Below are 18,442 nucleotides of genomic sequence, written 5' to 3' on the forward strand. Positions count from 1 at the left end.
GAGCCTCGCTTGAGGCGCGCACCTTTTTCAGGCCGGTTGATTAACCGGCAATCTCTGCCATACGTTGCCACAGCGCGTAATACACCCGCCCGGATTTCTGCTCCCGGTGCAGGCGCCAGTTGCCTGGTAAGCCAAGGCTCGATGGCGCATTCTCGCTTTCAGTGTAGATCCAGGCTTCGTCGGCCAGCCACTGACGCTCTTCAAGTAATGCACAAACGCCTGGCAACAGGTTCTGGTTGAACGGCGGATCGAGGAACACCAGGTCGTACGCAGTCGCTGTCTGGGTTTCCAGATAGCGCAGGGCATCGGCGGTCTGAATCTGGCCGGTGGTGCAGCGCAGCGTGCCCAGATGCTCCTTGATGCTGGCGACCGCGATGTTGCTGGCGTCCAGCGCCTGACCCATGGCCGCGCCACGGGACAAGGCTTCGAGGAACAATGCGCCGCTGCCGGCGAACGGGTCCAGAACCTTGGCGCCAGCGACATAAGGCGCGAGCCAGTTGAACAGGGTTTCACGCACCCGGTCCGGGGTCGGACGCAGGCCCGGTGCATCCGGGAAGCTCAGCTTTCGGCTGCCCCATTCACCGCCGATGATGCGCAGTTGGTTCACGCCGTTATGCACGTTGTGTGCGGGTTTTTTAGGACGAGTGGCCATTAATGCTCCGGAACCCCGAGCGGTTGCTCGGCAGGTTTATCAGTTGGGGCCGGTAACGGCTTTTGCGGCACGGTCGGGCCAGCGCTGACGATGACCATTTTGTCCGTGCTCAAGTGTTTGTTCAGTGCGGTTTTGACCTGCTCGACCGTCAGGCTCTGGGACTCGCGCATAAAATCATCCAGATAACTCAGCGGCAGGTTGTAGAAACCCATGGCGCCGAGTTGGCCGACGATATCGGCGTTGCTGGCGGTAGACAGCGGGAAGCTGCCGGCCAGTTCACGCTTGGCGTCGTCGAGTTCTTTCTGGGTCGGGCCGGTTTTGAGGTAGTCGGCGAGCACATCCTGCACCAGTTTCAACGTACCTTCGCTCATCTCGGCGCGGGTTTGCAGGTTGATCATGAACGGGCCGCGGGCCTGCATCGGGGTGAAACCCGAATAGACGCCGTAAGTCAGGCCGCGCTTTTCGCGCACTTCGCTCATCAGTCGTGTACCGAAACCACCGCCACCGAGGATCTGGTTGCCCATGGACAGTGCCGCGTAGTCCGGGTCGTCACGGTCGATGCCCAATTGCGCGAGCATCAGGTTGGTCTGCTTGGACGGAAACTCGATGTGACCGATGCTGGCCTTCGGTTCCTCCGGCTGAGGGATTTTCGCCAGCTCCGGGCCTTTCGGCAACGCGCTGGAGACTTGTGCGGCAATCGCTTCGGCCTCGGTGCGAGACAGGTCGCCCACCAACGCAATCACCACGTTGCCAGCCGCATAGGCTTTCTCATGGAACGCGCGCAGTTGCGCCACGGTGATCGCCGGAACGGTTTTCGCTGTGCCGTCGCTGGAGTGCGCGTACGGGTGATCGCCGTACAGACGGTTCATCAGCTCCAGGCTCGCGAGTTTGCCCGGGTTCTGCTTCTGGTACTCGAAGCCGGCGAGCATCTGGTTCTTGATGCGCGCAAAGGAATCGGCCGGGAAGGTCGGTTTGCCGATGACTTCAGAGAACAACTTCAGCGCCGGTTCGCGTTTGTCCGCGGCACTGAGACTGCGCAGGGAAGCCAGGGCCATGTCTTTAAATGCGCCGTTGCTAAAGTCTGCGCCCAGGCCTTCGAAGCCCTGAGCGATGGCGCCGACATCTTTGCCGGCTACACCTTCGTTGAGCATGGCGTTGGTCAGCATGGAGAGGCCAGGTGCGTCGCCGTCCTGGCTGCTGCCGGCGGCGAAGATCAGGCGCATGTCGAACATCGGCAGCTCCCGGGCTTCAACGAACAGCACCTTGGCGCCCTCGGCGGTTTTCCAGGTCTGCACGTCCAGGGTGCGGTGGCTTGGCGCTTTGCCATCGAGCTCGGCCAGTGATTGCAGTTTCTGGCTGGCCTTGGCCTTGTCGAGGGCTTCGCTGGCCTTGGAATCGTCGGTCTTCGAGAAGTAGAACGCGGCAGACCCGATCAAGGCGACAGCGATCAGGCCAATCAGCGCCAGGCGCGGTTTTTTACGCTCACTCATGAGTCGTCTCCTCTGGCAATACATGGGCGACGCTGAGACGTTCGCGGGTGAAATACAGCTTGGCGGCTTTCTGGATATCTTCCGGAGTCACGCTTTCCAGCTCGGCGAGTTCGGTGTCCATCAGCTTCCAGGACAGGCCGACGGTTTCCAGTTGGCCAATTGCGGTGGCCTGGCTGGTGATCGAGTCACGCTCGTAAACCAGGCCAGCGATGACCTGCGCGCGGACGCGTTCCAGTTCTTCAGCGGACGGCGCGGTGGTTTTCAGCTGTTCGAGCAGCTTCCACAGGCCAGCTTCAGCCTGAGCCATGGTTTTGTTTTTCTGGGTGTTGGGCGTTGCCGACAAGGTGAACAGGCTGTCGCCACGGGTATAGGCGTCGTAACTCGACGAACCGCCAGAGACCAGCTCTTCGCCGCGCTCCAGTTGTGTCGGGATACGTCCGCTGTAGCCGCCGTCGAGCAGGGCGGAGATCAGACGCAAGGCGTTGACTGAGCGTTTATCTTCAGTGGTGGCGATGCTTGGCACGTTGAAGCCCAGCATCAGGCTTGGCAGTTGGGTCTGCACATGCAGCGTAATCTGGCGCTCACCGGGCTCGGCCAGCTCCATCGGGATTTTCGCTGGCGGCACATCACGTTTGGCGATCGGGCCGAAGTAGCGCTGGGCCAGGGTTTTGACCTCGTCCGGGGTCACGTCGCCCACCACCACCAGCGTGGCGTTGTTCGGCACGTACCAGGATTGGTACCAGTGGCGCAGCTCTTCGACTTTCATGCGGTCCAGGTCAGCCATCCAGCCGATGGTCGGCGTGTGGTAACCACTGGCCGGGTAGGCCATGGCCTTGAAACGTTCGTAGGCCTTGGACATCGGCTTGTCGTCGGTGCGCAGGCGACGTTCTTCTTTGATGACTTCGATCTCGCGGGCGAACTCGTCGGCCGGCAAGCGCAGGCTGGCCATGCGGTCGGCTTCCAGCTCGAAGGCCACGCCCAGACGGTCGCGGGCCAGCACTTGGTAATACGCCGTGAAGTCATCGCTGGTGAACGCGTTCTCTTCGGCGCCGAGGTCGCGCAGGATCAGCGAGGCTTCGCCGGGGCCGACTTTTTCGCTGCCCTTGAACATCATGTGTTCCAGGGCGTGGGACAAACCGGTCTGACCGGGGGTCTCGTAGCTGGAGCCGACCTTGTACCAGACTTGGGAAACCACCACCGGCGCACGATGGTCTTCGCGCACGACGACCTTCAGGCCGTTATCGAGGGTGAATTCGTGGGTGGGTTGTGGATCGGCAGCCAGGGCCGAGAGGGGCAGACAAACTGTGCTGAGCAGCAGGCCTGCAGCGCGGCGGGCTAGAGCATTCATTCGTTTTTTAAACCTGTTGAGCTGCCCGCTTGGTCTTAGCGTCGGCGGGCGAGAGGGTGCTAGGATACTGATCCGTTTTACTGGCGGCCACGCCTATCAGGCCTTTGCGTTTGATCAGGTTGAATGGGTTTGCGGCAGAAGGCTATGGTTTATCAACTAAACTCTGCTTTTTCGCCGATTTTTCCGCTTCAGTCCTTCGTGAAATCGTTTTTGTAAGGTGCCGTTTGCACCTCGACAAAATGTTGCGCGTGAACAAGCTGGGTCAATCGCAGTCTGTTCTGCATCGAATATTTATTTGCCGAGGCGCCCTTTGGCGCGTCGCTACCGTGAGATAGCCGTCCTCCATGTTTGGTTCCAACGACGACAAGAAAGCCCCAGCTGCGGCTGGTGAGAAGAAAAGCCTGTTCGGATGGCTGCGCAAAAAGCCGCAGGAACCCGTCGTCGAACAGCCACAGCCACTTCCTGAGCCCACGCCTGCGCCGGTAATAGAAGAAGAGCCGGCGCCGATTGTCCCGCCGATCGCCGAGCCGGTGTTGCAACCGGTTATCGAGCCTGAGCCCGACGCCGTCGCCGAAGTCGTGGCCCAGGTGCCGCTCACGCCCATTGCCGAGCCATGGCTGACGTTGCCAGTGGCGGAAGAGCCGGTGGCATTGGTCGAAGATGAGCTGGCGCCGCACGTTACGCCACCGATTCCAGCGCCGACTGCGTTTGTTCCTGAGCCCGTTCAAGCGCCAGTGGTTGAGCCGGTTGTCGCGCCAGTGGTGGTGGCCGAGCCTGAACCTGTTGTTCCGGAGCCTGTGGTGTCCGCATTCGTTGCTCCGATTGCTCAGGCGCCTGCGCCGGTCGTCGCTCCCGTAGCTCCTGTTGCCGCCGCACCTGTCGTTCCCGTTGAAACGCCTGCCGAGCCCGCGCGTACCGCAGAAACCAAAGCCGGTTTCTTCGCCCGCCTGAAACAAGGCTTGTCCAAGACCAGCGCCAGCATCGGCGAAGGCATGGCCAGCCTGTTCCTGGGCAAGAAGATCATCGATGACGAGCTGCTCGAAGACATCGAAACCCGCCTGCTGACCGCCGATGTCGGCGTCGAGGCGACTTCGGTGATCATTCAGCGCCTGACCCAGAAGGTCGCTCGCAAAGAACTGGCCGATGCCGATGCGCTGTACAAATCCCTGCAAGCGGAACTGGCGGCAATGCTCAAGCCTGTCGAGCAACCGCTGAAAATCACCTCGCAGACCAAGCCGTTCGTCATCCTGGTCGTCGGCGTCAACGGTGCCGGCAAGACCACCACCATCGGCAAACTGGCGAAGAAGCTGCAGCTCGAAGGCAAGAAAGTCATGCTCGCGGCCGGCGATACCTTCCGCGCCGCCGCCGTCGAACAATTGCAGGTCTGGGGCGAGCGCAACAAGATCCCGGTCATCGCCCAGCACACCGGCGCGGACTCGGCTTCGGTTATCTTCGATGCCGTGCAAGCGGCCAAGGCCCGTGGCATCGACGTATTGATCGCCGACACCGCCGGTCGCCTGCACACCAAAGACAATTTGATGGAAGAGCTGAAGAAGGTTCGCCGGGTCATCAGCAAACTCGACGCCGACGCGCCTCACGAGGTGCTGTTGGTGCTTGATGCCGGTACGGGGCAGAACGCGATCAGCCAGGCCAAACAATTCAACCAGACCGTCGAACTGACCGGCCTGGCGCTGACCAAGCTCGATGGCACCGCCAAAGGCGGGGTGATTTTCGCCCTCGCCAAGCAGTTTGGCTTGCCGATTCGCTACATCGGCGTCGGTGAAGGCATCGATGATTTGCGTACTTTTGAAGCAGAACCCTTTGTCCAGGCACTGTTTGCCGAGCGGGAGCGTTCATGATTCGTTTCGAACAGGTCGGTAAACGCTACCCGAACGGCCACGTCGGCTTGCATGAGCTGAGCTTTCGAGTCCGTCGGGGCGAGTTTTTGTTTGTGACCGGCCACTCTGGGGCCGGTAAAAGCACCTTGTTGCGCCTGCTGCTGGCGATGGAGCGTCCGACCACCGGCAAATTGCTGCTGGCCGGGCAAGACCTGAGCACCATCAGCAACGCACAGATTCCTTACCTGCGTCGGCAGATCGGCGTGGTGTTCCAGAATCACCAGCTGTTGTTCGATCGCACGGTGTTCAACAACATCGCGCTGCCCTTGCAGATCCTTGGGTTGTCCAAGGCCGAGATCACCAAGCGCGTGGATTCGGCGCTCGAGCGCGTGGCGCTGTCGGACAAGACCGACTTGTACCCTGGCGACCTGTCCACCGGTCAGCAACAGCGTGTCGGCATCGCTCGCGCCATCGTTCACCGCCCGGCCTTGCTGCTGGCGGACGAACCGACCGGTAACCTCGATCCACGTCTGGCGGCAGAAATCATGGGCGTGTTCGAAGACATCAACCGTTTGGGCACCAGCGTGCTGATTGCCAGTCACGACCTGGCACTGATCGCCCGCATGCGCCACCGCATGCTGACCCTGCAGCGCGGTCGATTGATCGGTGACGGGGAGGCCGGCGTATGAGTGCGACACGCAGCCCCAAGGTTTCCGAGCGCGTGGCCCCGAAGGCCGCCGAACAGCAGCCGCAGAAGAAAAAACGCGACGATGATGACGGCCCGGATTTCGCCACGCTGTTTCGTGCCTGGGTCGAGAGTCATCGCGCCAGCCTGCTCGATAGCTTGCGTCGTTTGGGCAAGCAGCCCATCGGTAGCTTCTTCACCTGCATGGTGATGGCGGTGGCCCTGAGTTTGCCGATGGGCCTGTCACTTTTGCTAAGTAACGTCGAGCGTCTCGGCGGTTCCTGGCAGCGTGCGGCGCAGATTTCCCTGTACCTGCAAATCGAGGCCAGCCCCGCTGAAGGCGAGTCGTTACGCGAGCAGATCAAGGGGATGCCTGGCGTAGCTGATGCTGAATATGTCGGCCGCGATCAAGCGCTGGAAGAGTTTCAGCAGCAATCCGGTCTGGGCGAGGCGCTCAAGGAACTGCCGGAAAACCCGCTGCCGGGCGTGGTTTTGGTGACGCCGAATGAGGTCGATAAGCCAGCCCTTGAAGCATTACGACAAAAACTTTCCGAGTTGCCCAAGGTACAACAGGCGCAACTTGATCTAGTCTGGGTCGAGCGTCTGGCAGCCATTCTCAAGCTGGGTGACCGTTTTGTCTTCGGTCTGACCGTGCTTCTGGTTTCTGCATTACTTTTGGTGATAGGCAATACCATTCGTCTTCATATTGAAAACCGCCGCACAGAGATAGAAGTGATTAAACTCGTCGGCGGCACTGACAGCTATGTGCGCAGGCCCTTTCTGTACATGGGTGCGCTTTATGGCTTCGGTGCGGGGATTCTTTCCTGGGGCGTATTGGCGTTTGGCCTTGATTGGCTGAACGACGCGGTGGTTGGGCTGGCCGGTCTGTACGGCAGTGATTTTGCGCTGGCCGGAGTGCCAGTAGCCGACGGTCTGTCTCTCTTGCTTGGCGCGGTGCTGTTGGGGTATATCGGTGCATGGATTGCAGTCGCACGCCACCTGAGGGAGCTTGCGCCTAAGTAGTATCATTTTGCTCGTATTGACCTTTCAGCGTTTATGGGAACTTGTCTTTTGGTTTCCGGTCAATTTTCGCAGTGCTGAACTGCACGAGTTATGTAAGTCGGAGGTTTTTTCGTATGACCAATTCTTTGCAACCTGCATATGCTCTGGTCCCGGGTGCGAACCTGGAGGCCTATGTGCACACGGTGAACAGCATTCCATTGCTGACGCCGGAGCAGGAGCGTGAACTGGCCGAGAGTCTCTATTATGAGCAGGATTTGGGGGCGGCTCGGCAGATGGTGCTCGCCCACCTGCGTTTTGTTGTACATATCGCCCGTAGCTATTCCGGCTACGGTCTGGCTCAGGCTGACCTGATCCAGGAAGGCAACGTCGGCCTGATGAAGGCGGTGAAGCGCTTCAACCCGGAAATGGGTGTACGCCTGGTGTCCTTTGCAGTGCACTGGATCAAGGCGGAAATCCACGAGTTCATCCTGCGCAACTGGCGGATCGTGAAAGTCGCGACCACCAAGGCCCAGCGCAAGCTGTTCTTCAACCTGCGCAGCCAGAAGAAGCGTCTGGCGTGGCTGAACAACGAGGAAGTTCACCGTGTGGCGGAAAGCCTCGGTGTAGAGCCTCGGGAAGTGCGTGAGATGGAAAGTCGCCTGACCGGCCATGACATGGCCTTCGACCCGGCCGCGGAAGCGGACGACGACAGCGCTTTCCAATCGCCGGCCAACTATCTGGAAGACCACCGGTACGACCCGGCGCGTCAGCTGGAAGATGCCGACTGGAGCGACAACTCCAACCACAACCTGCATGAAGCGCTTGAGGTGCTGGACGACCGCAGCCGTGACATCCTCTACCAGCGCTGGCTGGCGGAAGAAAAAGCCACGCTGCATGACCTGGCGCAGAAGTACAACGTGTCGGCCGAGCGTATTCGTCAGCTCGAGAAGAGCGCGATGAACAAACTCAAGTTGTCGATCGCCGCCTAACCGCAGCTCAGGCATAAAAAAACGCCCCGATCATTGATCGGGGCGTTTTTATTTGTACCCATTTTTCCTGAATCACCATAAACCAATGTGGGAGCGACGGTGCGACGATTCGACCTGCTCGCGATGGCGTCAGGTCAGTCGCTATAAATATTGAATGATCAATAGCTATCGCGAGCAGGCTCGCTCCCACAGGGGATTTGCAGTGTTATTGGGACCAAGGCGCGCGGCGTGAATCATTGATCCCTACCAGATAGCTGTCGCCACCGAGCTGACTCATCTGCTGTCGAATCCATCCCGCTCGCCGTGCGACGTAGCTAGTCGGATGACTGGCACTCCACACTCGCGGGTTCGGCAGCACCGCAGCCAGCAAGCTGGCCTGCTGGCGAGACAGCGAACGAGCGCCGACGCCAAAGTGATGCCTGGCTGCTGCTTCAGCGCCAAACACACCGTCATCCCACTCGACACTGTTGAGGTACACCTCAAGAATTCGCTGCTTGGGCCAGAACACTTCGATCAGCCCGGTAAACCAGGCTTCCAGGCCTTTGCGCAGCCAGCTGCGGCCGGACCACAGAAACAGATTCTTCGAGACCTGTTGACTCAGGGTGCTGGCGCCGCGAATCGTTCCGCCGAGTTCGTTGTGGGCCAGTGCGGCCTGGATCGCGCCAAAGTCAAAGCCCCAATGTTCCGGGAATTTCTGATCTTCGCCGGCAATCACCGCGACTTTCAGGTCATCGGAGATTTCATCCCAGGGTTTCCAGGTGCGTTGCAGGTCGATGGGCTCGCCGTCGAACCAGGATTCGACCTTGCGCTCGACCATCAACGTGGTTCCCGGTGGCGGTACCACGCGAAAGATCAGCACCAGCAATACGCTGCCACCCGCGAACCAGAGCAGTGCCTTCGTGAATCGTCGCAAAAATAAACGCAGCATAGAGATGGCTTGGCCGAACCCGTTGAGCGGGCCATTATACAGACCCTGTGGATCGAGTCTGACTGGAGTTCTTCATGCTGCGTGGCTTTCTGATGCTGGCCGCTTTTTTCGGCTTCACCGGCGTTGCCCTTGGCGCGTTCGCCGCCCACGGCTTGAAAAGCCGCCTGACGCCCGAGTACCTGGCGATTTTCCACACCGGCGTGACCTATCAGTTGGTGCACACCTTGGCGTTGCTGGGCGTTGCGCTGCTGGCCACGCAGATTCCCGGTCGCCTGATCACATGGGCGGGTGCATCGTTCGTCGTCGGCATCCTGCTGTTTTCCGGCAGTCTGTACCTGTTGACCATGACCGGCGTGAGCAAGCTCGGGATCATCACCCCCTTCGGCGGGCTGGCATTTCTGGTCGGCTGGTTGTGCCTGGGGATTGCCGCCTGGCGGTTGAGCTGACCGGGTGGTCCATTTCATGACGAATGGCTTGGGTCGCCAAGACTGATCGGGCTAGAATGCCAGCCCCTAAAAATGATGGCGGCATTCGGCATGCGCATTCAGTTGAACGGCGAATCCCTTGAACTGCCCGACGGTGAAACCGTTGCGGCCCTGCTGACCCGTCTGGAACTGACCGGACGCCGGGTGGCGGTCGAGCTCAATCTGGATATCGTCCCGCGCAGCCAGCACGCCGACACCACGCTGAACGACGGCGACAGCGTCGAAGTCGTACACGCCATCGGCGGCGGCTAGTCGTCCGGCCCGCAAGGGCACAGAATTCTGCAAGAACCTCACCCCTACAGAGGATTTCCCATGAGCATCGTTCGTAGCGACAAGCCCTTCGTCCTGGCCGGTCGTACTTACCAGTCGCGTTTGCTGGTAGGCACCGGCAAGTACCGCGACATGGAAGAAACCCGCCTGGCCATCGAAGCCTCGGGTGCCGAGATCGTCACCTTCGCCGTGCGCCGGACCAACCTCGGCCAGAACCCGGGCGAACCGAACCTGCTCGAAGTCCTGTCGCCGGATCGCTACACCTTCCTGCCTAACACCGCCGGTTGCTTCGACGCTACCGAGGCTGTGCGCACCTGCCGCCTGGCCCGTGAGCTGCTCGGTGGTCACAACCTGGTGAAGCTGGAAGTGCTGGCGGACCAGAAAACCCTGTTTCCCAACGTGATCGAAACCCTCAAGGCCGCCGAAGTGCTGGTCAAGGAAGGCTTCGACGTGATGGTTTACACCAGCGATGACCCGATCATCGCCCGTCAACTGGCGGAAATCGGCGTTATCGCGGTGATGCCACTGGCCGGTCTGATCGGTACAGGCCTGGGGATCTGCAACCCGTACAACCTGCAGATCATCCTCGAAGAAGCCAAGATTCCTGTGCTGGTCGACGCCGGTGTCGGTACTGCTTCCGACGCCACCATCGCCATGGAACTGGGTTGCGAAGCGGTGCTGATGAACTCGGCCATCGCCCACGCCCAGCAGCCGATCATGATGGCTGAAGCCATGAAACACGCCATCGTTGCAGGTCGCTTGGCCTACCTCGCCGGCCGCATGCCGAAAAAACTCTATGCCAGCGCCTCTTCGCCGCTGGATGGTCTGATCAAGTAAGAGCCATTGATGACTGAATCAAACGACACGCCTATCCAGACGGAAGAAGGCGACGAGCGCCAACACCGCCGCATCAAGAGTTTCGTGATGCGCGCCGGTCGCATGACCGAAGGCCAGCAACGCGGTCTGGAACAGGGCACCCCGCTGTTCGTGCTGCCTCTGGCCGACGCGCCGGTGGACTTCGACCAAGTGTTTGGTCGCTCGGCGCCGCGCTCGCTGGAAATCGGTTTCGGCATGGGCCATTCGCTGCTGGAAATGGCCGCGGCCTCGCCAGAGCAGGATTTCATCGGCGTGGAAGTGCACCGTCCGGGTGTCGGCGCGCTGCTCAATGGCGTGCTCACTCAGGGCCTGACCAACCTGCGGGTCTACGATTGCGATGCGATCGAAGTGCTCAACCGTTGCGTGGCCGACAACAGCCTCGATCGCCTGATGCTGTTTTTCCCGGACCCATGGCACAAGAGCCGCCACCACAAGCGCCGTATCGTTCAGGCGTCGTTCGCTGAACTGGTGCGCAGCAAGTTGAAGGTCGGAGGTGTGCTGCACATGGCCACCGACTGGGAACCGTACGCCGAGTACATGCTGGAAGTGATGAACGTTGCGCCGGGTTATCGCAACCTGGCCGAAGACGGCAAATGCGTCCCGCGCCCGACCGAGCGCCCGATCACCAAGTTCGAACGCCGCGGCGAACGTCTTGGGCATGGCGTGTGGGACTTGAAGTTCGAAAAACAGTCCTAAGCATCACGCCGTAAAAATGTAGGAGTGAGCCTGCTCGCGATAGCGGTCTGACATTCAGCCTCTTAGGTGACTGTCAGACCGCTATCGCGAGCAGGCTCACTCCTACAGTTGTTTTGGGTGTGCCGAAAAATCAGCGGCGGTCGGCGACGACACCGATGAGCACCAGCACCACCAACAACACCGGTGCCAGGCTGTAGTTGTTGAACTGGCTCAGGCCTTTGATGATCCATGGCGTGGCGTAAATAAGCGCGACGCCGCTGCCGATCATGCACAGCAGGGCCATCAGCGGGACGCGCAAGGCGCCGGCAATGCTGCCCAGACGTGCGTCGACCCAGCCTTTGATATCGGTGCCAAACAACACCAGCAGACAGCCCACCAGTGCCAGAGCGATTTCAGACAGGTTGCTACGGCTCCAGCGGGACGCGGTGGCGAGCAGGTCGAGTATCAAATCCATTCGTTTTCCCTTAAGGCTGAAATCAGCTCAGAAATGTCTGCAGCAAGTCATTGAGGAAGAGTTGTCCGCGCTCGGTGGCCGCCAGACGTGACGGTTCGACCTGCAACAAGCCACTTTGTTCGGCGACCTGGCGGCCTTCGGCGAGGCTTTCCAGGCTCATCCCGGTGCGTTCCGGATACAGTCGCGATTCAACGCCCTCGGTCAGGCGCAAGGCGTTCATCAGGAATTCGAACGGCATTTCCTCATTGGTCAGGGCTTTCTCCCCAGCCTTGAAGCTTTTGGCCGGGTTGAGGTAGTCCTTCGGCAAGCGGGTCTTCCAGGTACGGACGATGCGCCCGTCCGGGTGGCTGAGCTTGCCGTGAGCCCCGGCACCGATGCCGATGAAGTCGCCGAAACTCCAGTAATTGAGGTTATGCCGCGCCGGACGGCCGGGCTGGGCATACGCCGAGACTTCGTATTGCGCGTAACCGTGCTCGGCCAGTAACGCCTGGCCGGCTTCCTGAATGTCCCACAGCGTGTCGTCTTCCGGCAGCGTTGGCGGCTGGTTCCAGAACACCGTGTTCGGCTCCAGGGTCAGTTGATACCAGGACAAATGCGTCGGCTTCAGGGCGATGGCCTGGCGCAGGTCGCTCAGGGCGTCGTCCAGGGACTGATCGGGCAAACCGTGCATCAGGTCCAGATTGAAGTTGTCGAACCCGGCCTGACGGGCCATGCCGGCGGCACGTACCGCTTCGTCACCGTTGTGAATCCGCCCCAGGGCCTTGAGTTTCTCTTCCTGAAAACTCTGGATGCCGATCGACAGGCGATTGATGCCCAGGGCCCGGTAGGCGACGAACTTCTCTTGTTCGAACGTCCCGGGGTTGGCTTCCAGGGTGATTTCGATGTCGCTGGCGAAGGGGATGCGCTGTTCCACGCCTTTGAGCAAACGGCCCAAGGCTTCAGCGCTGAACAGGCTCGGCGTGCCGCCCCCAAAGAAGATCGAACTCAGCTCACGACCATAGACCGCATGCAGGTCCTGATCGAGGTCGGCGAGCAACGCGTCCACATACTCTTCTTCCGGCAGCACCGGGCTGGCAGCGTGGGAGTTGAAGTCGCAATAAGGGCATTTGCGCACACACCACGGGATGTGGATGTACAACGCCAGGGGTGGTAGCACGGGGAGGGCGGCCCGAGGCGATTGGGCGGCACCGCCGAAGATCAGCGGCGACGCGGATGAGTCATGGATCATTTCAGGCCCAGACGCTGGCGCAGCAGATCCATTGCACGGGCGCGGTGGCTGATGAGGTTCTTGTCGCTCGGGCTCAGTTCGGCGCTGGAGCAATCGCGCTCCGGCACCCAGAACAGCGGATCGTAACCAAAACCGTGTTCGCCGCTGGCCGCTGGCAGGATGCGTCCGTGCCACAAGCCTTCGCAGATAATCGGCAACGGATCGTCGGCGTGACGCACCAGCGCCAGCACGCAGACGAACTGTGCACCGCGTTCGGCTTGCGGCACGTCTTTCAACACGTCGAGCAGTTTGGCGTTGTTCGCCGCATCGCCCTGGCCATCAGCGTAACGAGCCGAGTAGATCCCCGGCGCACCGCCGAGGAAATCCACCGCCAACCCCGAATCGTCCGCCAGTGCAGGCAGGCCGGAGATGCGCGCGGCATTGCGGGCCTTGAGGATGGCGTTCTCGACGAACGACAGGCCGGTTTCTTCAGGCTCGACGCTGCTGAACTCGCCGATCGAGCGCAGTTGCACCGATTCGCCGAGCATGGCCTGAAGTTCCTTGAGTTTGCCGGCGTTGTGGCTGGCCAGTACGAGTTGCGTGAAGTTGATCATTCGCCGGGAAAGAGCTCTTGGTTGAAATTGATGGTGTTGATTTTATCGCCGTTCTGCACCTTGATGTCGAAGGTCCGGACTTCCTGCTGATCGACCGGGAACTGGGCGATGTAGTAGATCGCGCCTTGTTCGGTGATCTGTTTGAACTTCAACGGTATGGTCTGGCTGGTCAGGTCTTTCACCGATCCGCTGACTTCAGCGGTCAGTGGTTTGCCGTCCTTGAGCACGGAGACGTTGATCACACCCTGGTTCTTGCTGCGTGTCAGCCCGGCTGCTTTGGCGATGTCCGGTGTCAGGAAGGTGGAGTTGAAGGTGTTGTAGTGCACCGTTACATCGCCAAAGGTTTCCTTGCGCTCGCCTTTGATGACGTCGGCGGCCATGGCGGTGACGCTCAGGCAGGCAGTAAGTACAAACAGCGCTAGACGACCCATGTTCGTTCTCCTCGAAGTGTCGCGATTCAGACCGCGACCTTGTGGTCTTGCAGCCCGGGGCTGCTGACGCGGTAAATACCAATTTCACCTAATAGATTAGGCCATAGCTTACTGGCCCACCCGTGACGGTGTTGTTGATCCACGGCAAGCCGATCAATGACCCTGGCTTCACGTTCGCGACACAACGCTTCAAAGTCTTCGAAGGTGCAAAAGTGGATGTTCGGCGTGTTGTACCAGGTGTACGGCAGAAAGTCGGACACCGGCATCCGGCCCTTGCTCGCCAGGTACCAGCGGCAGCGCCAGTGACCGAAGTTGGGGAAGGTGATGATGCACTGGCGACCGACGCGCAGCATTTCGTCGAGGATCTTGTCCGGGTAGTGCACGGCTTGCAGCGCCTGGGTCATGACCACGACGTCGAAGCTGTTGCTGGCAAAGTTGCCCAGGCCTTTGTCCAGGTCCTGCTCAATCACGTTGATGCCCTTGGCCACGCACTCGGCGATGTTGTCCGGGTCATTTTCCAGGCCATAGCCGGTCACTTGCTTGTTGTCGCGCAGCCAGGTCAGCAATTCGCCATCGCCGCAACCGAGGTCGAGCACGCGGCTGCCGACGGGGATCCATTCCTGGATGATTTCCAGATCAGCTCTCATGGCTTTCTCACAACGTAATGCGGTTCATGTAATTGCTGAATGCCTGCAAATATCGAGGGATCGGAATCAGGAAGGCATCGTGGCCTTGCGGAGCGTCGATCTCGAGGTAGCAGACGTCTTTCTTGGCCGCCATCAGCGCGTCCACCAGCTCCCGCGAGCGGGCAGGGGAGAAGCGCCAGTCGGTGGTGAAAGACATCACGCAGAACTTGGCCTGGGCGTTGGCGAAGGTTTTCGCCAGGTCATCGTCGAAGTTCGCCGCCGGATCGAAGTAATCCAGCGCCTTGGTCATCAGCAGGTACGTGTTGGCGTCGAAACGCCCGGAGAACTCTTCGCCCTGATAACGCAGGTAGCTTTCGACCTGGAATTCGACGCTGTGGAAGTCGTAGTTGAGCTTTTCGCTCTTCAGGCCCCGACCGAATTTCTCACCCATCGAGTCATCGGACAGGTACGTGATGTGCCCGACCATCCGCGCCAGCATCAAGCCACGCTTGGGAATCACGCCCGCTTCCTGGAACGAACCGCCGTGGAACTCGGGGTCGGTGAGGATCGCCTGGCGCGCCACTTCGTTGAAGGCGATGTTCTGCGCCGACAGCTTGGGGGCCGAGGCGATGGCCAGGCAGTGGCGAATGCGATCGGGGTAGGTGATGCTCCATTGCATCGCCTGCATGCCACCGAGACTGCCGCCAATCACGGCAGCCCATTGGCCGATGCCCAGCAGGTCAGCCAGGCGCGCCTGGCTGTGAACCCAATCTTCCACGGTCAGTACCGGGAAGTCAGCGCCGAACGGCTTGCCGGTTTCCGGATTGACGCTGCTCGGGCCGGTAGAGCCGTTGCAACCGCCGAGGTTGTTCAGGCTGACCACGAAGAATTTGTTGGTATCAATTGGCTTGCCGGGGCCGATGCAGCTGTCCCACCAACCGGGTTTGCGGTCGTCGGGGCTGTGGAAGCCGGCAGCGTGATGATGACCGGACAAGGCGTGGCAGATCAGCACGGCGTTGCTCGCCGCGGCATTCAGCGTGCCGTAGGTTTCGTAGATCAGGTCATAAGCTGGGAGCGAACGGCCGCAGGCCAAGGCCAGGGGTTCGCTGAAGTGCGCCACTTGCGGCGTCACCAGACCAACAGAATCGGGGGGAAAGGCAGCTGGCATCGACCCTGCTCTCGTTGAAATGAGGCGTAAGTCTAAAGACCGGTGTGGCTAGCGGCAAGCAAAGGCCGGGCCTGATTTCATTCAGTCAGACCGAGGTGCGCCATTCGCGAGCAAGCCCGCTCCCACATTGGAATGCGTTCCCCTGTGGGAGTGGGCTTGCTCGCGAAGGCCGCGCCTCGGTTTATCGGTTCTATCGCATCAAACCAGGCAAATCCGGCAACTTCTTCGGCGAGCAAATCCGCACTCGCTTCTGCCGGTTCAACTCGCCGCTTATCAAGCTCACCTGACTCTTGGACACCCCAAACGCCTTGGCCAGAAACGCTATCAAATACGCATTGGCCTTGCCTTCAACCGGCGGCGCCGTCAGGCGGATCTTCAATCGATCCCCATGCAGCCCGCAGAAATCATCGCTGCGGGCCGCCGGTTGCAGGTGACACTCCAGAATCAGGTCGTCACCGTCCCAGCGAAAGTAGCTCATCGGGTCAGATCAGCAGACGCAGGATTTCCGGCATCATCGTCATGGCGGCGAGGTTGTTGATCACCAGCATGTCAATCAGCTTGAGTACCATGAACGCCAGGATCGGCGAGATATCCAGGCCGCCGAGGTTCGGCAGGATCTTGCGGAACGGCGCCAGGGCCGGCTCGCAAATCTGGTTCACCAGTTCGGCGCCAGGGTTATGGCTGCCCGGTGCGACCCAGGACAGGATCACGCTGATGATCAGGGCAAAGAAGAAGATCTTCAGGAACAGCGCAGTCACGCCGATCAGCGACCAGATCAGCAATTGCAGCGGGTTACCGATGGTGCCGTACGTCAGCAGCAGGGTCAGGGCCATCAGCGCCAGTTGCACGAGGATCGCCAGCACCAGCGAGGACATGTCCAGGCCGAACATGCTCGGGATGATCCGACGCAATGGCTTGAGCAGCGGCTGAGTGGCTTTCACGGCGAACTGGCAGAGCGGGTTGTAGAAGTTTGCGCGTACCAGTTGCAGTACGAAGCGCAGCAGCACGATCAGCAGGTACAGGCTGCCGAGGGTTTGCAGCACGTAGACCGCTGCAGTGTTCAATCCAATCATGTAAGGCTCCTTATTGACCCAATTGTTCGGCCATCTCGGCCGAGCGGTGCGCAGCGGCGCCAAGTGCTTTTTCTACCAGGGCTTCGAAGCCGCCGGCCTGGAACGACTTGATCGCCGCTTCCGTCGTGCCCGCAGGCGACGTCACGCGGCGACGCAGTTCCGCAGCGTCGACGTCACTGGCCACCGCCATATGAGCAGCGCCCAAAGCGGTTTGCAGGGTCAGTTGTGCAGCGATGTCTGCTGGCAGGCCGAGCTTCACGCCGGCGGCGGTCATGGCTTCGATCAGCAGGAAGAAGTACGCAGGGCCCGAGCCGGAAACGGCGGTGACCGCGTCCAGTTGCTGCTCTTCATCCAGCCACAGGGCGATGCCAACGGCGGACAGCAGTTCTTGCGCCTGTTTGCGTTGCTCGGTACTCACTTGCGCCGTGGCGAACAAACCGCTCACACCCTGACGCAGCAGCGCCGGAGTGTTGGGCATGCAACGCACGATCGGTTGGGCGCCGAGCCAGTTGTTCATGCTGGCGCAGGTGATGCCGGCCGCAATCGAGACCACCAGTTGATTGGGCTTGAGGCTTGGGCGAAGCGCTTCGCAGACGGCTTTCATCGCTTGGGGCTTGACCGCCAGTACGATGATTTCGGCGCCCTGGATGGCGTCGGCGTTGTCGGCGAACACCTCGATACCGTGTTCAGCGTTCACGCGAGCGCGGGTTTCAGCGCCCGGATCGCTGGCGCGGATCTGCGCGGCGTCCAGACCTTTGGCGCGCAGGCCGCCGATCAGGCTGGCCGCCATGTTGCCGGCACCGATAAAGGCAATACGAGTCTTGCTCATGTCAGGTCCTTATAGAGAGGTATGTCAGCCACGTTATGGCTGGCCGTAGTCGCGGGCGCCAAACAGGGCCGTACCAATACGGACCCACGTGGCGCCTTGGGCGATGGCCGACTCAAGGTCGTGGCTCATGCCCATGGAAAGTGTGTCGAGCGGCAGGGTCAGGCTGGCTTGCAGGCTTTGTACGGCAGCAAAAGCCGCATCCTGAGCGGCGCGATCTTCAGTCGGCTCGGGGATTGCCATCAACCCGCGCAGCTTGATGCGCGGCAGTTCGCTGATGGCATTGGCCAAGGCCGGCAGGTCGGCCGGGGTGCAGCCGGACTTGCTGGCTTCACCGCTGACGTTGACCTGGATGCAGATGTTCAGTGGGGGCAACTCGGCAGGACGTTGTTCGGACAGACGTTGTGCGATTTTCAAACGATCCACGGAATGCACCCAGGCGAAGTGCTCGGCGATAGCGCGAGTCTTGTTCGATTGAATGGGGCCGATGAAGTGCCAGATCAAGGGCAGGTCGGCCAATTCGAGCTGTTTGCTCAAGGCTTCCTGCAGGTAGTTCTCGCCAAAGTCGCGCAGCCCTGCGGCATACGCTTCGCGCAGGGCCTCGGCGGGCTTGGTCTTGCTCACGGCCAGCAGCTGGACGCTGTCTGCGTCGCGCTTTGCGGCAACGGCGGCAGCGTGGATGCGTGAACTAACCTGAGCAATGTTGTCTGCTATCGTGGACATCAAATCCTGCCTGAAAAGTGCCTACACTCGATCATGCGGCGTTAAAAGTCGACTCAGAATG

At 60.4% G+C, this 18,442-nt stretch carries 22 protein-coding genes; 8 read left to right on the forward strand and 14 right to left on the reverse strand.

The genetic code is table 11. The features are described 5' to 3' along the window. Window positions 1–40: 40 nt before the first annotated feature. The 3 genes from rsmD to KW848_RS09875 are packed head-to-tail and all read right to left on the reverse strand — an operon-like array spanning window position 41 to window position 3,490. On the reverse strand, window positions 41–652 hold the full coding sequence (rsmD, locus tag KW848_RS09865) for a 16S rRNA (guanine(966)-N(2))-methyltransferase RsmD (protein ID WP_218536688.1): 612 nt from the start codon (window positions 650–652) through the stop codon (window positions 41–43). Then, window positions 652–2,142: a pitrilysin family protein gene (locus tag KW848_RS09870; protein WP_218536689.1), complete on the reverse strand. Its 1,491-nt coding sequence runs from the start codon at window positions 2,140–2,142 to the stop codon at window positions 652–654. The genes rsmD and KW848_RS09870 overlap by 1 nt, the downstream gene beginning before the upstream one ends. Next, entirely contained in the window at window positions 2,135–3,490 is a 1,356-nt protein-coding gene (locus KW848_RS09875; protein WP_218536690.1) for a pitrilysin family protein, read from the reverse strand. The genes KW848_RS09870 and KW848_RS09875 overlap by 8 nt, the downstream gene beginning before the upstream one ends. 344 nt (window positions 3,491–3,834) lie before the next feature. Here KW848_RS09875 and ftsY point away from each other — a divergent pair, with 344 nt between their 5' ends. From ftsY to rpoH, 4 genes are all read left to right on the forward strand, one after another. Next, a complete protein-coding gene (gene ftsY / locus KW848_RS09880) occupies window positions 3,835–5,349 on the forward strand; it encodes a signal recognition particle-docking protein FtsY (protein ID WP_218536691.1) in 1,515 nt (504 codons plus the stop codon). Then, on the forward strand, window positions 5,346–6,017 hold the full coding sequence (ftsE, locus tag KW848_RS09885) for a cell division ATP-binding protein FtsE (protein WP_056738938.1): 672 nt from the start codon (window positions 5,346–5,348) through the stop codon (window positions 6,015–6,017). Before ftsY ends, ftsE begins: the two co-directional genes overlap by 4 nt. After that, on the forward strand, window positions 6,014–7,036 hold the full coding sequence (gene ftsX, locus KW848_RS09890) for a permease-like cell division protein FtsX (protein WP_218536692.1): 1,023 nt from the start codon (window positions 6,014–6,016) through the stop codon (window positions 7,034–7,036). The genes ftsE and ftsX overlap by 4 nt, the downstream gene beginning before the upstream one ends. Window positions 7,037–7,149: 113 nt before the next feature. After that, the gene (gene rpoH, locus KW848_RS09895) at window positions 7,150–8,004 is read left to right on the forward strand and encodes an RNA polymerase sigma factor RpoH (RefSeq protein ID WP_007897890.1); all 855 of its coding nucleotides are present in this window, start codon (window positions 7,150–7,152) and stop codon (window positions 8,002–8,004) included. A 205-nt stretch (window positions 8,005–8,209) separates the two neighbouring features. Here the strand turns inward: rpoH and mtgA are convergent, their stop codons facing one another. Continuing rightward, complete coding sequence (mtgA, locus tag KW848_RS09900) at window positions 8,210–8,932, reverse strand: monofunctional biosynthetic peptidoglycan transglycosylase (RefSeq protein ID WP_218536693.1); 723 nt, start codon at window positions 8,930–8,932, stop codon at window positions 8,210–8,212. A 74-nt stretch (window positions 8,933–9,006) separates the two neighbouring features. Between mtgA and KW848_RS09905 the strand changes: the two genes are divergently transcribed. From KW848_RS09905 to trmB, 4 genes are all read left to right on the forward strand, one after another. Then, entirely contained in the window at window positions 9,007–9,378 is a 372-nt protein-coding gene (locus tag KW848_RS09905) for a DUF423 domain-containing protein (protein WP_192409123.1), read from the forward strand. A gap of 90 nt (window positions 9,379–9,468) precedes the next feature. Then, window positions 9,469–9,669, forward strand: a complete 201-nt coding sequence (gene thiS, locus KW848_RS09910; protein ID WP_008026157.1) for a sulfur carrier protein ThiS — start codon at window positions 9,469–9,471, stop codon at window positions 9,667–9,669. 60 nt (window positions 9,670–9,729) lie between these two features. Beyond that, window positions 9,730–10,524: a thiazole synthase gene (locus KW848_RS09915; RefSeq protein ID WP_008068101.1), complete on the forward strand. Its 795-nt coding sequence runs from the start codon at window positions 9,730–9,732 to the stop codon at window positions 10,522–10,524. A gap of 9 nt (window positions 10,525–10,533) precedes the next feature. Continuing rightward, entirely contained in the window at window positions 10,534–11,259 is a 726-nt protein-coding gene (gene trmB / locus KW848_RS09920) for a tRNA (guanosine(46)-N7)-methyltransferase TrmB (protein ID WP_111448446.1), read from the forward strand. A gap of 130 nt (window positions 11,260–11,389) precedes the next feature. Here the strand turns inward: trmB and KW848_RS09925 are convergent, their stop codons facing one another. The 10 genes from KW848_RS09925 to KW848_RS09970 form a co-directional block, all read right to left on the reverse strand. Further along, on the reverse strand, window positions 11,390–11,713 hold the full coding sequence (locus KW848_RS09925) for a DUF3392 domain-containing protein (protein WP_218536694.1): 324 nt from the start codon (window positions 11,711–11,713) through the stop codon (window positions 11,390–11,392). A 22-nt stretch (window positions 11,714–11,735) separates the two neighbouring features. Further along, window positions 11,736–12,941, reverse strand: a complete 1,206-nt coding sequence (gene hemW, locus KW848_RS09930; protein WP_256365090.1) for a radical SAM family heme chaperone HemW — start codon at window positions 12,939–12,941, stop codon at window positions 11,736–11,738. Next, complete coding sequence (rdgB, locus tag KW848_RS09935) at window positions 12,938–13,534, reverse strand: RdgB/HAM1 family non-canonical purine NTP pyrophosphatase (RefSeq protein WP_008152637.1); 597 nt, start codon at window positions 13,532–13,534, stop codon at window positions 12,938–12,940. Before rdgB ends, hemW begins: the two co-directional genes overlap by 4 nt. After that, window positions 13,531–13,965, reverse strand: a complete 435-nt coding sequence (locus tag KW848_RS09940) for a DUF4426 domain-containing protein (protein WP_111448450.1) — start codon at window positions 13,963–13,965, stop codon at window positions 13,531–13,533. The genes rdgB and KW848_RS09940 overlap by 4 nt, the downstream gene beginning before the upstream one ends. A gap of 26 nt (window positions 13,966–13,991) precedes the next feature. Further along, window positions 13,992–14,612 (reverse strand): methionine biosynthesis protein MetW, encoded by a 621-nt coding sequence (metW, locus tag KW848_RS09945; RefSeq protein ID WP_218536695.1) that lies wholly within the window; start codon window positions 14,610–14,612, stop codon window positions 13,992–13,994. A 7-nt stretch (window positions 14,613–14,619) separates the two neighbouring features. After that, entirely contained in the window at window positions 14,620–15,759 is a 1,140-nt protein-coding gene (locus tag KW848_RS09950; protein ID WP_074871658.1) for a homoserine O-acetyltransferase, read from the reverse strand. Window positions 15,760–15,949: 190 nt separating this feature from the next. Continuing rightward, window positions 15,950–16,237 carry a DUF167 domain-containing protein gene (locus KW848_RS09955; protein ID WP_111448451.1) on the reverse strand — a complete coding sequence of 96 codons (288 nt, stop codon included), beginning with the start codon at window positions 16,235–16,237 and terminating at the stop codon, window positions 15,950–15,952. Window positions 16,238–16,241: 4 nt separating this feature from the next. Then, complete coding sequence (locus KW848_RS09960) at window positions 16,242–16,832, reverse strand: YggT family protein (RefSeq protein WP_046045226.1); 591 nt, start codon at window positions 16,830–16,832, stop codon at window positions 16,242–16,244. Between the two features lie 10 nt (window positions 16,833–16,842). Beyond that, complete coding sequence (gene proC, locus KW848_RS09965; RefSeq protein ID WP_218536696.1) at window positions 16,843–17,661, reverse strand: pyrroline-5-carboxylate reductase; 819 nt, start codon at window positions 17,659–17,661, stop codon at window positions 16,843–16,845. Between the two features lie 33 nt (window positions 17,662–17,694). Continuing rightward, window positions 17,695–18,381: a YggS family pyridoxal phosphate-dependent enzyme gene (locus KW848_RS09970; protein ID WP_218536697.1), complete on the reverse strand. Its 687-nt coding sequence runs from the start codon at window positions 18,379–18,381 to the stop codon at window positions 17,695–17,697. Window positions 18,382–18,442: the final 61 nt, after the last annotated feature.

Origin of the sequence: Pseudomonas sp. PDM25 (genome assembly GCF_019219045.1) — a bacterium.
Taxonomy (GTDB): domain Bacteria; phylum Pseudomonadota; class Gammaproteobacteria; order Pseudomonadales; family Pseudomonadaceae; genus Aquipseudomonas.

What these genes read in the sequence shown, in the direction of transcription:
- KW848_RS09925 (WP_218536694.1), bottom strand. Translation starts at nt 11,713, where the DNA reads ATGGATTTGATACTCGACCTGCTCGCCACCGCGTCCCGCTGGAGCCGT.
- ftsY (WP_218536691.1), top strand. Translation starts at nt 3,835, where the DNA reads ATGTTTGGTTCCAACGACGACAAGAAAGCCCCAGCTGCGGCTGGTGAG.
- KW848_RS09950 (WP_074871658.1), bottom strand. Translation starts at nt 15,759, where the DNA reads ATGCCAGCTGCCTTTCCCCCCGATTCTGTTGGTCTGGTGACGCCGCAA.
- KW848_RS09915 (WP_008068101.1), top strand. Translation starts at nt 9,730, where the DNA reads ATGAGCATCGTTCGTAGCGACAAGCCCTTCGTCCTGGCCGGTCGTACT.
- KW848_RS09940 (WP_111448450.1), bottom strand. Translation starts at nt 13,965, where the DNA reads ATGGGTCGTCTAGCGCTGTTTGTACTTACTGCCTGCCTGAGCGTCACC.
- KW848_RS09875 (WP_218536690.1), bottom strand. Translation starts at nt 3,490, where the DNA reads ATGAATGCTCTAGCCCGCCGCGCTGCAGGCCTGCTGCTCAGCACAGTT.
- rsmD (WP_218536688.1), bottom strand. Translation starts at nt 652, where the DNA reads ATGGCCACTCGTCCTAAAAAACCCGCACACAACGTGCATAACGGCGTG.
- KW848_RS09905 (WP_192409123.1), top strand. Translation starts at nt 9,007, where the DNA reads ATGCTGCGTGGCTTTCTGATGCTGGCCGCTTTTTTCGGCTTCACCGGC.
- KW848_RS09870 (WP_218536689.1), bottom strand. Translation starts at nt 2,142, where the DNA reads ATGAGTGAGCGTAAAAAACCGCGCCTGGCGCTGATTGGCCTGATCGCT.
- ftsE (WP_056738938.1), top strand. Translation starts at nt 5,346, where the DNA reads ATGATTCGTTTCGAACAGGTCGGTAAACGCTACCCGAACGGCCACGTC.
- metW (WP_218536695.1), bottom strand. Translation starts at nt 14,612, where the DNA reads ATGAGAGCTGATCTGGAAATCATCCAGGAATGGATCCCCGTCGGCAGC.
- hemW (WP_256365090.1), bottom strand. Translation starts at nt 12,941, where the DNA reads ATGATCCATGACTCATCCGCGTCGCCGCTGATCTTCGGCGGTGCCGCC.
- proC (WP_218536696.1), bottom strand. Translation starts at nt 17,661, where the DNA reads ATGAGCAAGACTCGTATTGCCTTTATCGGTGCCGGCAACATGGCGGCC.
- ftsX (WP_218536692.1), top strand. Translation starts at nt 6,014, where the DNA reads ATGAGTGCGACACGCAGCCCCAAGGTTTCCGAGCGCGTGGCCCCGAAG.
- KW848_RS09970 (WP_218536697.1), bottom strand. Translation starts at nt 18,381, where the DNA reads ATGTCCACGATAGCAGACAACATTGCTCAGGTTAGTTCACGCATCCAC.
- rdgB (WP_008152637.1), bottom strand. Translation starts at nt 13,534, where the DNA reads ATGATCAACTTCACGCAACTCGTACTGGCCAGCCACAACGCCGGCAAA.
- KW848_RS09960 (WP_046045226.1), bottom strand. Translation starts at nt 16,832, where the DNA reads ATGATTGGATTGAACACTGCAGCGGTCTACGTGCTGCAAACCCTCGGC.
- KW848_RS09955 (WP_111448451.1), bottom strand. Translation starts at nt 16,237, where the DNA reads ATGAGCTACTTTCGCTGGGACGGTGACGACCTGATTCTGGAGTGTCAC.
- mtgA (WP_218536693.1), bottom strand. Translation starts at nt 8,932, where the DNA reads ATGCTGCGTTTATTTTTGCGACGATTCACGAAGGCACTGCTCTGGTTC.
- trmB (WP_111448446.1), top strand. Translation starts at nt 10,534, where the DNA reads ATGACTGAATCAAACGACACGCCTATCCAGACGGAAGAAGGCGACGAG.
- rpoH (WP_007897890.1), top strand. Translation starts at nt 7,150, where the DNA reads ATGACCAATTCTTTGCAACCTGCATATGCTCTGGTCCCGGGTGCGAAC.
- thiS (WP_008026157.1), top strand. Translation starts at nt 9,469, where the DNA reads ATGCGCATTCAGTTGAACGGCGAATCCCTTGAACTGCCCGACGGTGAA.